At 28.6% G+C, this 13,576-nt stretch carries 16 protein-coding genes and 1 pseudogene; all 17 read right to left on the reverse strand.

Going from position 1 to position 13,576, the window contains the following annotated elements; genetic code table 11:
* Positions 1-206: 206 nt before the first annotated feature.
* Positions 207-761 (reverse strand): hypothetical protein, encoded by a 555-nt coding sequence (locus BN350_RS01980; RefSeq protein WP_028042095.1) that lies wholly within the window; start codon positions 759-761, stop codon positions 207-209.
* Positions 762-793: 32 nt separating this feature from the next.
* Positions 794-1,231, reverse strand: a complete 438-nt coding sequence (locus BN350_RS01985) for a GNAT family N-acetyltransferase (RefSeq protein ID WP_028042096.1) — start codon at positions 1,229-1,231, stop codon at positions 794-796.
* 323 nt (positions 1,232-1,554) lie between these two features.
* The gene (locus BN350_RS01990; RefSeq protein ID WP_028042097.1) at positions 1,555-1,950 is read right to left on the reverse strand and encodes an iron chaperone; all 396 of its coding nucleotides are present in this window, start codon (positions 1,948-1,950) and stop codon (positions 1,555-1,557) included.
* Between the two features lie 60 nt (positions 1,951-2,010).
* Positions 2,011-2,415 carry a hypothetical protein gene (locus BN350_RS01995; RefSeq protein ID WP_028042098.1) on the reverse strand — a complete coding sequence of 135 codons (405 nt, stop codon included), beginning with the start codon at positions 2,413-2,415 and terminating at the stop codon, positions 2,011-2,013.
* Between the two features lie 356 nt (positions 2,416-2,771).
* On the reverse strand, positions 2,772-2,933 hold the full coding sequence (locus BN350_RS20500) for a hypothetical protein (protein WP_155849089.1): 162 nt from the start codon (positions 2,931-2,933) through the stop codon (positions 2,772-2,774).
* 276 nt (positions 2,934-3,209) lie between these two features.
* Positions 3,210-3,827, reverse strand: coding sequence for a GNAT family N-acetyltransferase (locus BN350_RS02005; RefSeq protein WP_028042099.1), 618 nt, complete (start codon positions 3,825-3,827; stop codon positions 3,210-3,212).
* A 124-nt stretch (positions 3,828-3,951) separates the two neighbouring features.
* A pseudogene (gene rhuM / locus BN350_RS21795) lies at positions 3,952-4,262 on the reverse strand (RhuM family protein).
* Between the two features lie 20 nt (positions 4,263-4,282).
* Entirely contained in the window at positions 4,283-4,597 is a 315-nt protein-coding gene (gene rhuM / locus BN350_RS21590; RefSeq protein WP_196802938.1) for a RhuM family protein, read from the reverse strand.
* Entirely contained in the window at positions 4,594-4,875 is a 282-nt protein-coding gene (locus tag BN350_RS20840; protein WP_196802939.1) for a virulence RhuM family protein, read from the reverse strand. Before BN350_RS20840 ends, rhuM (BN350_RS21590) begins: the two co-directional genes overlap by 4 nt.
* A gap of 110 nt (positions 4,876-4,985) precedes the next feature.
* Complete coding sequence (locus BN350_RS02015) at positions 4,986-5,243, reverse strand: TfoX/Sxy family DNA transformation protein (RefSeq protein ID WP_028042100.1); 258 nt, start codon at positions 5,241-5,243, stop codon at positions 4,986-4,988.
* Between the two features lie 23 nt (positions 5,244-5,266).
* Positions 5,267-5,395, reverse strand: coding sequence for a hypothetical protein (locus BN350_RS21595; protein WP_261797074.1), 129 nt, complete (start codon positions 5,393-5,395; stop codon positions 5,267-5,269).
* Positions 5,396-6,010: 615 nt separating this feature from the next.
* A complete protein-coding gene (locus tag BN350_RS02030) occupies positions 6,011-6,208 on the reverse strand; it encodes a hypothetical protein (protein ID WP_028042101.1) in 198 nt (65 codons plus the stop codon).
* A gap of 52 nt (positions 6,209-6,260) precedes the next feature.
* On the reverse strand, positions 6,261-6,671 hold the full coding sequence (locus BN350_RS02035; protein ID WP_028042102.1) for a DUF3795 domain-containing protein: 411 nt from the start codon (positions 6,669-6,671) through the stop codon (positions 6,261-6,263).
* Positions 6,646-7,101 carry an NUDIX hydrolase gene (locus tag BN350_RS18250; RefSeq protein WP_044600037.1) on the reverse strand — a complete coding sequence of 152 codons (456 nt, stop codon included), beginning with the start codon at positions 7,099-7,101 and terminating at the stop codon, positions 6,646-6,648. The genes BN350_RS02035 and BN350_RS18250 overlap by 26 nt, the downstream gene beginning before the upstream one ends.
* Before the next feature lie 30 nt (positions 7,102-7,131).
* Positions 7,132-9,075, reverse strand: coding sequence for a sensor domain-containing diguanylate cyclase (locus BN350_RS02045; RefSeq protein WP_028042103.1), 1,944 nt, complete (start codon positions 9,073-9,075; stop codon positions 7,132-7,134).
* Positions 9,076-10,734: 1,659 nt separating this feature from the next.
* Positions 10,735-11,370 (reverse strand): hypothetical protein, encoded by a 636-nt coding sequence (locus BN350_RS02050; protein WP_028042104.1) that lies wholly within the window; start codon positions 11,368-11,370, stop codon positions 10,735-10,737.
* Positions 11,371-11,659: 289 nt separating this feature from the next.
* Positions 11,660-13,576: ABC transporter permease (locus tag BN350_RS18255; RefSeq protein WP_049945489.1), on the reverse strand; the 1,917-nt coding region annotated here is incomplete at its 5' end.

A 13,576-nucleotide genomic window follows, 5' to 3' on the forward strand; every position in this document is an offset into this window, starting at 1 on the left:
CCAACTCCCAACAAGTTTTCCAAAATAATTTAATTCTTCAGGTAATGCTATATTTTTTTCTTGACTCATTAACGCCTCATAAAAATCTTGCATCTCTTAAATCCTCATTTCTACATTATTCTGACATTTCAATAACCTGAAATTTATATGATTATTTCTAAATAAAAAACCTATTCCATTATATGAACTCATATAATAATGTTTATTTATTTGAAAATCTCATTTAATAGTGCTAATTCATTAGAAATATTTGAAACATGACTACCATGGCAATATGTTTCCTCTAATGACCATTCTTTTAAATCAAGATAATTTTTATCATAAATAATATCATATAATTTTAAATATAAACCAAGTGGAAATTCTTCGTCCCATTCAGTTCGATAACCATATATTCCAACTCTCTTAATGAGTTTTGTCAAACCATCAAAAAGAGTTTTTATAAATTCAATGTAATCACATTGAATTTTTGTTGTTTCTATTTGCTTTTTTCTAGTTTCATCTTCAAAACAATTGATTTGTATAATTAAATTATTCTCTTTCTTATATAATAACCAATCATCAATAGCAGGTTCCCAATATGCAGTAAATTTCTCTCTATTCATTCCTTCAATGTACCCACCTATAGACAATGTCGCTTTTAATAAGTCATTCAAAAAATTTGAAATCCAGCTATAATCAAAATACATCTTTTTTTCTTCAGTTACAATTTCACCCTTGATCCAACCTGCTTCCAATGTTATAAAATTTATTTTAATCATATGCTCCCTCCTACAAATTCTCATTTATAGAACTATTTAATCCATTGAATAAATGCTGTCTTATCACTGTTGTTGTAGCCTGCTTTACTATAAAATTTCAAAATATTTTCTTCTTTGGAACCTGTGAACAACATCATTTTATAACAGTTCTCTTTCTCGGCTATTTTTTTCGCATAATTCAAACATTCTGTTGCATACCCTTTTCCACGATAATCTGCATGGGTAACAACATTTTCTATAAATGCATATGGTCTGATATGTCTTGTTAAATTTGGTATAACTACACAAACACAAGATGATATTATCTTTCCATCAATCTCATTAACTATTATATGATGATGATTATCATTAATAATAGTTTGCCATATACTTTTTAAATGTTCTGTTATCTTGGGAATTGAATCCTCATGTAAATACAAATACAAGTTTAATAGATCATTTAATTCGTATTCATAAATTTCTCTAATCATAATACCTCCACAAATTCTCATTTGTATACATATTTTATCATCAAATTGGCTGTGAAAAAGAAAATATAATCTCCATCAATTAAAATTTTTATTCAATTTCATTATCAGGGATCATAATAATTTATAAGAACAAGAGTTCCTAGGAAAAACTACTTCAATGTAAATAATCAGAGACTAAGCAGCTTGTTGTTCCTTTGTTTCTAACGTCCCAATCGAATGCAAAGATTACCATTCATTTATAGTTAAGATAAAAACCATTTCACCTAAGGAAAATGCTACTTTGATAAATCTTCTTTGTATTCTACAAACCGAAAATTATCAAATCAACTCAAACACCATTTTACAATATTTTCAATCAATTTTGTAGGTAATGGTTTATCATAAGGAAAATATATTGCATTTTTCTTAGTAACAAATTCATTTAAATCCAATGCAAACTGTTCAATAGCTTCTGCCCCTACATAAAAACTGATGTGCTTTTTACAAGCAGAAAATGAGATGGATTTTCCTTCTCTCTCATAATAAGGCATACTCCATAATATACGTTCATTTACGCAAGGAACACTATTTTGTAATATAATCATCATTTCTGTTAAGTGAGACTGTGTTCCTATGGATTGCAAATCTATATATTCCAATACTGTTTTAGGCGATTTCCCACAATAATGACCTTGATTTCTTCTTTCAAATTCTCTCCCACATTTTGGACATACCCACATATTTCATTTCCTCCATAAATTCTCATTTTTCTGCTTGTTAAACTGAAATTTATATATAACTTAATTTTCATCATGGATAATTTCTAATCCATATTTATTTACTACCAACAAGTAACAAAAACCTAGTAAAGTTCCAACTATACCATATGTTGCATCTATTATATCTGTTGTGTTCATAAAACCCATTACTGTTTCACATATAATATTTGCGATAATGATAAACAACCCCAATAAAATTATTTTTTTTAATGTTATTTTTTGCAAAATCCAAGTATAACCAACACCCAAATAAAATACTAAACTTAATGCAAAATTTGAAATATGAGAATTTATTTCTGCATTGATAACTACTATCTCATTATTGAAAGCACTTATCCAACGTATGATTGTTAGTATGGTAACAATTAAAATCAAACAATTATATACAATTCTTGTTATTTTTTTAGGTCTTAATTTATTAACCATTATTCCACTTCGCTCCCTTAATAAATTCTAATTTTCATCTCACTTTGTTTCAATGATATACTGTTCTGGTTGATATTAATTTTCTTAATATATAACAATGTTTTATATAGACATATATTTGGCTCATTCTATTACATCTCCAAAAGATAAAATATCAAATTCCAAATTTAATTCTAAATCAGAAATCATGTTCATTTATGATTTATCTAAACATAAACCCATCTGTCCAATCTCAGAACGTATTTGTAGAGTTAATATTACAGTATTTTCTCTTTGTATCTATTTAATTTTATCAACTTTTTATAAATATTTTAAGAATTCCTCTATTTTATCATTATAGTTTATGCTATTAAATTTTACTGCGTATATGCATATGTTTTTTGAGATATTCTTTTAGATGTCATTTCATTTTCTCCACCAACTATTTTTATAGTTTTAACTCCCAATACTTCACTGAGATACTCAAGTTCATTATACTCATTAATAATCGACACCTTTATATTAGCGTCTACTTTCATTATCTCCTGTCAGTATATTCCTTAAGTACCTCAGCAATTTACAACAACAATTCTTTATAAATAGAATTATTATATGCTTCCTTTCAAATTCAACTTTTATCGTGTGTATATATTCTCCAACATATTAAGGGTCAGTATACTTGTAGTTCTCTTTAGATTCTAATTTATACATCTTGGAACAATTCTCAAATTACCGTACTGTTCACAATTTTTCTTTTTATAAGAATAAGTTTCTTTAACCATTATTATCTCTTCAAATTCTAATTTGCCCACTTATCACTTTTCAGCAATTCTCTTTGTATAAAACAGGCAAGTTAAAGGAACATGCTTTTTATCCAAATCAAGCACAATCTGCCGTTCTTCTGACCGTTCAAAGCCTCTATGCTCATAGAATTGATAAGTACAAGCACTATCTGTATATAGATAAACAAGTTTCCCTTTTTCATCTTCTTCAAATGCTGACAACAATGCTGTTCCAACACCTTTGATTTTGCAGTCGGGATTAGCAGCAAGAAAAATAATTTCTCCATCTGGATTATTTTTTTGGCAGAAGGAATTGTACATATCATGATTTGCTTCATCATATTCGCCAACACCTTTTCTTGCGACGAGATGCTGGAACCAATCAAATATCTTCACATAAATTGCTTTTGATAAACTGTGATAGCATTTCGGTTCATTCTTCATTTCAGCCAGCAAAACACCCACAAAATTGTCATCGACATAAGCACCATAAACCTTTGTTGCACGATTCAATTCCATATACCAAAAATATTTTGCATACAAAGCCAAAACAGCTTTACTATCCATATACAAATCTAAATGCATTCCTTGAATTGCAAATTTTTGTGCCGTTTTATAATCATTTCTACGAATTTCTTTTATTTCAATCAAACAGTTTCACCTCTCAAATTCTCATTTATCTAGTAATTCAAAGTACTTATTTTTTTGTTAACTTCTTAAGTTCTTTATCAAAATCTGATAATATATTTTGATGTTTATTAAATTCGTCATAATCCTATATACTTTTCTTTTCTGCATAACTCTTTGAAAGAGTCCCTTTACCTTGCAATATATCATATTTCCTAAAAGATAAGAATTCGTTGATACTTATAGCAAAATCATTCATGGTAAAAGTAGTTTCTCTTTCAATTAAATCTTCAATATAATCAAAATATCCTGTGACAGTACATTCTAATTGTTTGATTTTTTTTCACTTAAATAGTTCTTAGCAATGGTAACATCACTTTTTAAAATATGTCCATCAGGAGACTTCCACGTTATTAATCCCATATTGTGCTCATTATGATTCGCTTTTGAAAAAATAATTTCTGCAGCAGTTTATCCTGTTATAGCATAATGAAATTTATTTTGAACATTGCATAAAAATCACGAGTAGTTGCGGATTCTCTATCATAATCAATACTACATTCAGCATATATATCGGTAATTTGTTGCCATATTCTTCTTTCACTCGCACGAATAGAGCGTACTCTTTCAAAAAGTTCTCTAAAATAATCTTTACCAAAAGCTGTTTCACCTTGTTTCAATCTTTCATCATCTAGTACAAACTCTTTTATCATATATTCCTTTAAAATACTTGTTGCCCATATTCTAAAATTCGTAGCTTTTTTTGAATTAATTCGGTATCCAACAGAGATCATAGCATCCAAATTATAAAATCGTGTTTGCTTTTTTGTTGTTTATCATTCATAGCCCTATGTTGGGTGGTTATTTCCATAATGGAAATAACCACTTTTTCATCTAATTCCTGCTCATCAAATATATTCTTTAAGTGTTTACTTATTGCAAGAATACCAACTCCAAATAATTCTGCCATTCCTTTTTGAGTTAACCAAATTGTCTCATCTTTTATTAGAGCATTTACTGACATTTCATCGTTGGGGATTTTATAAATTAAAAACTGAAATTGATTTTTCATCATATACTTCTCTTTTTAAAATATCTTCAATAAATAATTAACTAAAATATTCTTGTATTAATGTATTTCATCAAATGATTTTTGCATTACAAATTCAAATTTATACAATTCTATTTTTTTAAACTATCACTATATTGCTTTAAATCAAGTTTGACTTCATCTGGAAGTTTATCATAATCAACATTATCAATTGCACCTTGTAATGCATATAGATGAACTAAGCATACGTTTGGATGTTGTTCTTTTAATTGAAAAAACACTTCTTTACTACCGAGTCTAATTAAATCTTCAGATGATCTAACACCAATTGAGAAAAGTTTTCTTTTCATTTCTTTTCCAATGTTTAACATATTATCTAAACTTTCCATATAATATCTCCTTAAATTCTAATTTATGTAAGTGAAAAACAAATCTCTAGTCCATCAATTTTATTTTTTAAGATTTCAACATTCTCTACATCAATGCTAGGAAGATAATTACTTCCAAATACATGACTTTCATTCATCTTTTCATATGCCATGTCTTCTGAAATTTCAGTATACACTGCGCTTCACTAATGGCACCTAAAGGCAAACAATCGCTTGTATGATAGATATTATTCAGATATCTGGAATGAATTATATTGTTGTGATAAGTTTCTTTGTAGGCCCTATGAAGCATAGTCTGATAGAGTGCAAAATTATGATGAACAGTCAATGCATTATTAGAAGATAATTATTTATAATAGACACACGTTTGATGAGAGAGTCAAAATAGACTCCCCTTCAATAGAATAAAGAAAGGACAAAACACGAATACATATCACATGCATATACAATTCATCCTTGAAAACTTCTATGCCATTATTATGTCACAATCAGAAAACGCAAATAATGCTATAAGAAAACATATTTTCTAAAACATTGACGAGCCCAAATTCTTACATATTAAAGAATTTCATTTATCTTTCTACTTTTTAAACAAATAAGAGATAAAAAGGGATCCCATTGATAATGAACTCATAAACTCTTAATTCATCAAACAAAACTACACTTATTAATAAAGACACCAAAATAATACCTATACAAAAAGGATTTAATAATATTTTTTTCAAAACACCAGTTCCTTCATAATTTTTCATTTTACTAAACGAACTCTATTCATTATCTTCTTTTGAAAAAATCAAATCAATTTTTCTATAACAGCCATGCGTATTCATTTCTGTTGGTATCATACCAACATAGTCATATCCCTTACAAATATATTCATCAATTATATCTCTATGCTCCAATAAAGAAGCCATCACCATATCTTTCATCTTATATTCAACATTCACATACACATATTTCTTCATAACGATTTCCTCCTTTAAATTATTTATTTTCTCTTTTCAATTTAAAATTACACTACATTTTCTTTTGACACTCACTACACTCTCTATCATGTATAGAAATAACACCACCACATTGAGAACAGGTATATTTTTGTTTCTGCCATTCCATAAACTGCTCTAATCCATACTGCTGAACAAATATACTATTTTCCATAAGACTGGCTTGATATCTCTTGTTATAACTTTTTTCAAGATTTTTTATCAGCTGGCATGGATAACTTGGACACTCAAAACAATATGATAATCCCTTGGATTGAGTACAATCCTTTATCTTACATTGACGACAATGTTCTGGTTTCCCCATATCATTCCTTAAACAGCCAGCACATTGTTTCTTATGATAACAATGTTTATAACAAACCATACAATTCATTCCACAAGGAGCAAACATGACTATATTAATACCCTGAGTTGGCATTTTCATAATTCCATATTCCTCTTCGTTTCGCTTCTTCAATTAATTTGGGCTGAATAAGAGGATATGTCCAATTATTGATCAATTCCTCAGTAATCACAATTTTTTCAATTTCACTATGTAATTCTTTTTCAAAAGTCTTAATATTCGCAAAAAATAACATACCAAATGTCTCTTCACCATGAAAACGTTCAGACTGAGTAACAGAATAAACACATATTGGTTTTATATCAAAATCTAAAGCACCCGTTTCTTCATATAATTCTCTTTTAGCAGTTTCAATAATCTGTTCGCTAGGTTCTCTATGCCCTCCAGGTATTTCTAATGTGTCTCTTTCTTTGTGTTTACAAAACACCCATTTATGATTATACCTTGCAATTATAACAGCAAATTTTAACAAATCATCAGTAACAGTTTCATAAAACTTCACTTCTGTCATAAAAACACCTTCCTTAATGAAAATATTTATTTAGTGTCGATATTTTCCAGAAACAGCATGTTTTCGATAATAGTCTTTCTTATCTTCATACATATTTTGATCTGCTTCTATGATAATTTCTTTTAACTGATAACATGTATCTGTCCATTGATATCCAACAGCTGCTTTACACTCATGACTGTTGAGATTTTTCTTCATTTGTTGTACCATTACTTCAAATTCTACTTTCTCTACATCTAGGCAAATAATAATAAATTCATCTCCACCTACACGATAGAAAATTCCATTATTTATAGTTGTTTTCATTATTTTTGTGCCCTTTTTCAGCAATTCATCTCCTGCATCATGTCCAAAATAATCATTGACTTCTTTCAATCCATTTAAATCAATAAATATTACACCAACTGTACCTTCTTTTTGTGAAAATTCCTCAATATCCTGAATATAACGATTACGATTATAAAACATTGTCAGTGTATCAACAAAACTTAATTGAAAAAGTGTCTTTTCATCCTCATTTCTACGAATTGCTAACATAATAAAATAACTAAATGTACGTAAAAATTTCTCTGCATTTTCAAACTCTTCAATTGCTAAATTATCTAATCCAATCATACCACCAAAATTCCCATATTGTTCTAATGGTACCAGAATCAATCTATTGATATCCTGACCTACAAGTAATTCATATTCTGCTTGTTTATCCCCTTTTAACTCTTCAATATCTTTAATCAAAATACTTGCTTGTTCATCATATAACTGAAACCACCATTGAAAATCATGACGTGATAAATGCTGTAGATTATCAATTTGTGGGACAACTCCTTGACTACACCATTCAGCAATATTTGACATCTCATCATTTTCCATATAAAAAACATAGGCACGTTCAGCTTCAAAGACCTCTCCTATTAATTTTAAAACATGATTCATTGCATCAACTGTATGATGATTCTGATACAATTCACGTATACAGTCAACAAGGATATTATCTTTTTTTATACGACTTTCTAATTCTTCTTTCTTTCTTAAATTATCAGTGATATCAAAAGCAATTTCCATGCGAACTTCACGCCCTTCCCAATCAATTAGACGATCTTTTAATAAATAATGTCTATTGATGATAGGATTTGTGTGTTCCCATGTATAAGTCTCATCATTTGATAATTTTGCATTTGTACAAAATTCACAAGGCTTATCAAACCCTTGAAGTACTTTATAACATTTCAATCCTTTATAGTCATCAATTTGAAATAGTTTCTTGCCAGCATCATTAACAAACAACAAGTCATATGTATTGATATCTGTAAGATACATTAATTCAGTCATTTCATTGATAGGCATTAACATTTGTTGCGCCTTTCTTGCTAATTGTTCACTTTTCTTTCTATTCTCTTCTTCTATTATTGATATTTTCTCTTCTCTTTTTTGCTGTTTACGTATAAAAAGTGCAGATAATATAACAATAATGATAAATGAACACATAACAATAATCATAAGTTTTCTTGACTGCTGAACATTATCCTCAGTGTACACTTCTGCTACACCAACTGCTTTATCAGCTAGTGTAAAATAATGTTCACTTAATTCATATAAACGCTCACTACTGGTACCGTTTCTAAACTGAATAATTTCCTCCTTTATATTTTGCCATTCAGTTTCCATTTGATTTAATATCGCTTGATATTCTTTTTGCTTTATAGATGTTAAATTTTTATTTTTATCACCATGGATTAAACCTTGAAGATTACTATCTAATTCTGCAATTAATGCATCATTAGGATGATACATCAGTTCCTGCTTAATTAATTTCTGAGTTCCTCCTCGAATAATTCCTGTATAATTGATAATACGTGCATTTCCTTGAAGACTTGCATTAGAATTCATAGATAATATTCCAATGCATATCATTGTCACACATAAAAATATTGATATAATTCCAACCCATTGACTTGATGATAATATTTTTTTCATAGGACTAACCCTCCTAGATTACTTTTATGCTATATATATCATTTTATCACATTATGATTTGATTTGTATCTATTATTTATTTCATTAAAAAAATAAATTTCATTTTGAATATCACGCTTTTCACCAAAACTATACAATTTCAACTCATTACATACAGACTACACGAACAGATCTATTTTTCACATTCTCCTTATCCATCCAATAATTGATTTGTCTACCTATCTTCATGGATTTTGTGAGGAATGGATTGATGAACTTATATCATCCCCTAAAGATGAAAGTTATCATCCTCAGCCTAACAAAATGACCTACATTCCCAAGAGGAATGAGAAGATAAGTTAGTACAAGAATGTATCTATGAACCTATATTCTTTAATCTTTCTCATAGTTTACATCCCAATCGTAGTGTACATTGTGCCCTAGCACAAATAGATATCTAGTATTCTACAGTTTAGTTTATTAAAGGCGATATCTCTGCATATTTTGACGAAATCGACCATCAATATCCTTAAGTCTATCTTAAGAGAAAGAATTGACGATGAACGTTTCATTCGTCTCATCAACAAATTACTGAAAACCGGTTACTTCGATATGGAACACAAGTTCCAATCAACAAAACAAGGTAGCCCTCAAGGCTCATGTAACAGTCCAATTCATGCGAACATCTGCCTTGATAAACTGGATAGATTTATGGAAGATATCATCAAGCATGATACAATAGGAAAATATCATAAGCAAAATCCAAAATATGCACAGTTAAGATATCAACTTAATAAGTCCATTAGTATTCATCATGTCAAAGAAATCAAACGAATAAGGAGAGAATTGAAAAACACTCATCACACATGCGAAGAACGAAAAAACACATTTTCTTGGTTATCTTATCAACAGGAGGTTTCCCTAACATTGATATTCTTATTGATAATAAGAAATTGATATGCAAACTACTATGACATTTCACTAAAGAAAGTCTTTAAGAAATATCATTCACAATTGATTTATTCGCATACAACCAATAATGGTCAAGTCAAAACAATCAAATTAGCTTTATACCATTCATTTAAATGAGATAAAACATTCTTTCCACAGTAGCTTGATAAAACCAAACAAACTGTGGAATACAAACATGAAGAAACAAATCCTCTCAAAAGAAACTATTATATATGTGGCAATTCACATCAACATACCATATTTCATAGAAAGAAGATAAATTTACTACATATGCCATATTCCAATATCATCAAAGAAATGATAAGAATAAACCAAAGACAAATATGTGTGTCAGGAATGTTTTATAAAGGTTAATCAAAACCTTTTAGAACACAATCAAATGACAAAACGAAAACTCACTTAGAAATGGAGAGCCATACATTGAAAGGTGCCTGTACAGTTTGGGAAGGGGCGAGGTCTTTTAGACTTCGCCTATTTCATTTTTTATTTCCTGTACATATAGGACTTTCTTAAACATGTTATTTTGTATTTTCTTCAATCACTTTTTGACTATTAATATAAAACATTATAAACAACAATGAAAATAACATTGGAGTTACTGTAAGACCTACATTACTAGCTTGTTGAAATATAGCTATATATGCTCAAATCAATATACAAATTGCAAATATCATAAATATCTTTCTTTAAATGAAACATATGATTTTCTCACTTTCCTCTTTTATTTTCTACAATTGAGTAAATAGAAATATCTTTTATTTGAAGATTAGATATTCCTACATAATAATCAAATAAATCCAAGACTTCCTTCTGATAAAAATCCTTAATTATATCTTTTGCATAAGTAGCATTCATATCCATTTTATATATTTTATTTCTTTCTATTTCATATTCACAAGGTTTACCTCTTGTTTCAGGATAATTCACAACACCATTTATTTTAAGAAAACTCGCAATCTTTCTTTGTATTTTCCCATCTTTTAAAATTTTAAAATATCCACCTGTCTCATTACCTTTAAATACATAACTTGTATTATTAGAATAATGTTTTTGTAAAATTTGAAACAAATCATCTGTTTCATCCCCCACAAAAATAAGACTCCCACCTTTTTCTAATTCAACAACAACACATTTTCCACTTTCTAAAACACTTACATAAAAAAAAGTATCAAACTGATTAAAAACATAATTATCTTGATAAACATAAAAATTTTTATAAATATTCATATATGAATATTCAAGTTTATAACCATCACTAAAAATAGAATATGTAGGAATAAACATCACGTTTAAATTCAATGTCAATAGTTCTAAAATTGTATTTAAGTACTCATTCTTAGACATATCAATATCTCCCTTATCACTTATATTCTTATCTTACTATAATTATATATAACTCACAATGAGAGAACAAATGAATATAAAATAAACCTACTGATCTCATAGTATCTTGTAGTCAATAAAAGAATTAGAAATTTTTGAAGAGAAATAAAAATCATATATTATATCACAACAAGTGAGCATCATCAATGCTATAAGCAAATATATTTCATAAATATTTGACCAATCCAAATTCTTTATAGAGAAAAAATAGCAATATAATCTCATAGGATTATATTGCTATTATTCATCATTAATGTTTAACTATTCGATAATAGGTTCTAGCTGTTAAGATATAAACAATTGTATAAATAATCGCAAGAATAATAACAGAAATCACTGTACAGGTAATAAATAAACCTTGTCCTGAACTAATCAGATAACCAAACATCTTCATAATCATCTTAAATGCAAATGCCATATGAATCACTGCCACAACAAGTGGAAGAAAGAAGAAAATAAGAACTTGTGAACGAATGGCTTGTTTGACTTCTTTTTTACTCATACCCACATTTTGCATAATTTCAAAACGTTTTTGATCTTCGTAGCCTTCTGATAACTGTTTATAATACATAATCAATATCGCCGCCATAAGGAATAACAATCCTAAGAATAAACCTAAGAAAAATAAACTTCCATAAGAATCATAAAACATATTTTCCATTTCATACTGTGATGAAATAAAAACGACATAATTTTCATTACCTTCTATATCCTTAACAACATTTTGAAGAACTTCTTCAGCTGTTTCAGAATCATCTTCATTCTGATAAGCAATAGACATATATTCAGTTGGCCAAACCTGATCTTCTAATGTAAATAAAACATTTTTAAGTGTTTTTTCATCTTTAAAAATCATCCCAGTTAACTGCATATTTTCACCAAGTTCTGATTCCAAGAAATATTGATCATGAACTTCAGATTTGATGTCAACTGTTTTTCCATTAATCTTCATTTGTCCTTGTAATTTTTCAAAATTCGAATGCACAAGAACTTCATTATCTTTTAAAGATTCATTTTTGTGATAAGCACGATTGTATTCATCCAGAGTCATAGCCGAGAAACTTTTAAAGTCTCTTCCATCACTGCCTTCTCCTGTGATATATTCACCATTTCTTTCATTATAAGGGATTTTATATATTTGACGAGTTACAAAAGCTGATGTTTGAATATTTTTCTCTTTCAATGCATCTTTCATGTCGTTATAGAAAGTATTAAGTTCTTTTTCAGAAGGGAGTTGTCCATCTGAATGAGACATGATTTTCATCATAAAATCCTCATCCTGGACCATATGAACAGTATCACCAATACCTAAATTTAGGGTAACAGTTGAAGATATCATAACCAATATACATGTACATAAAATACAGATACTTGCCAGTCCTACTGCATTTTGTTTCATACGATATATCATTTGTGATACTGATGTAAAATGTCTTGTCTGATAATAGAAACGTTTGTTTTTCTTTAACATTTTTAAAATGGCTATTGATCCTGCTGTAAATAAGCTATATGTTCCAATAATAACCAAGATAACTGCAACAAAAAATAAGGATAAAGCATCCATTGGATCTTCAATAGTTTGTGCAAGATAATAACCTGCTCCTAATGTAAGAATTCCAATCAATGTAAATAACCACTTTGTTTTTGGTTCTTTTTCACCATGATCCCCACCACGTAAAAGTTCAATTGGATTCGCTAATTTAATTTGAATGACATTAAACAAATAAGCAGCAAAGAAAATGGTTCCATAAACAGTCATTGTTAAAAAGATAGATGATTGGGGAATTTCAAAAGTAATCGCTGTTTGAATATGTGATACATTAACTAACAATAAGAACATTAATTGGCTAAAGATAGCACCAAAGAGAATTCCTAATACTAATGAAACAACTGTTGTAAAGATAGTTTCAAATAACATCATAATCATCACATGTTTCTTTTCCATGCCTAATATATTATATAATGCTATTTCTTTTTTTCTTCGTTTGATTAAAAAACTGTTCACATAAAATAAGAATATCACTGAAAAAAAGATGACAACCCAAGTTCCTAACATCAAAACAACAGGTGCTGTGGAACTTGTATCCCTTAAACTTTGATTAACGGCCAAACTATGAATGACATAGCACATCATCACTGTAAACGTACTTGTTAGTAAGTATGGAAA

Origin of the sequence: Candidatus Stoquefichus massiliensis AP9 (assembly GCF_000455285.1) — a bacterium.
GTDB classification, from domain to species: Bacteria; Bacillota_I; Bacilli_A; order Erysipelotrichales; family Coprobacillaceae; genus Stoquefichus; species Stoquefichus massiliensis.

Coding starts and splice junctions, on each gene's coding strand:
- BN350_RS01980 (WP_028042095.1), bottom strand. CDS start 761: ATGATTAAAATAAATTTTATAACATTGGAAGCAGGTTGGATCAAGGGT.
- BN350_RS01985 (WP_028042096.1), bottom strand. CDS start 1,231: ATGATTAGAGAAATTTATGAATACGAATTAAATGATCTATTAAACTTG.
- BN350_RS01990 (WP_028042097.1), bottom strand. CDS start 1,950: ATGTGGGTATGTCCAAAATGTGGGAGAGAATTTGAAAGAAGAAATCAA.
- BN350_RS01995 (WP_028042098.1), bottom strand. CDS start 2,415: ATGGTTAATAAATTAAGACCTAAAAAAATAACAAGAATTGTATATAAT.
- BN350_RS20500 (WP_155849089.1), bottom strand. CDS start 2,933: ATGAAAGTAGACGCTAATATAAAGGTGTCGATTATTAATGAGTATAAT.
- rhuM (WP_196802938.1), bottom strand. CDS start 4,597: ATGATCTCTGTTGGATACCGAATTAATTCAAAAAAAGCTACGAATTTT.
- BN350_RS20840 (WP_196802939.1), bottom strand. CDS start 4,875: ATGAAAAATCAATTTCAGTTTTTAATTTATAAAATCCCCAACGATGAA.
- BN350_RS02015 (WP_028042100.1), bottom strand. CDS start 5,243: ATGGAAAGTTTAGATAATATGTTAAACATTGGAAAAGAAATGAAAAGA.
- BN350_RS21595 (WP_261797074.1), bottom strand. CDS start 5,395: ATGGCATATGAAAAGATGAATGAAAGTCATGTATTTGGAAGTAATTAT.
- BN350_RS02030 (WP_028042101.1), bottom strand. CDS start 6,208: ATGAAGAAATATGTGTATGTGAATGTTGAATATAAGATGAAAGATATG.
- BN350_RS02035 (WP_028042102.1), bottom strand. CDS start 6,671: ATGAAAATGCCAACTCAGGGTATTAATATAGTCATGTTTGCTCCTTGT.
- BN350_RS18250 (WP_044600037.1), bottom strand. CDS start 7,101: ATGACAGAAGTGAAGTTTTATGAAACTGTTACTGATGATTTGTTAAAA.
- BN350_RS02045 (WP_028042103.1), bottom strand. CDS start 9,075: ATGAAAAAAATATTATCATCAAGTCAATGGGTTGGAATTATATCAATA.
- BN350_RS02050 (WP_028042104.1), bottom strand. CDS start 11,370: ATGTCTAAGAATGAGTACTTAAATACAATTTTAGAACTATTGACATTG.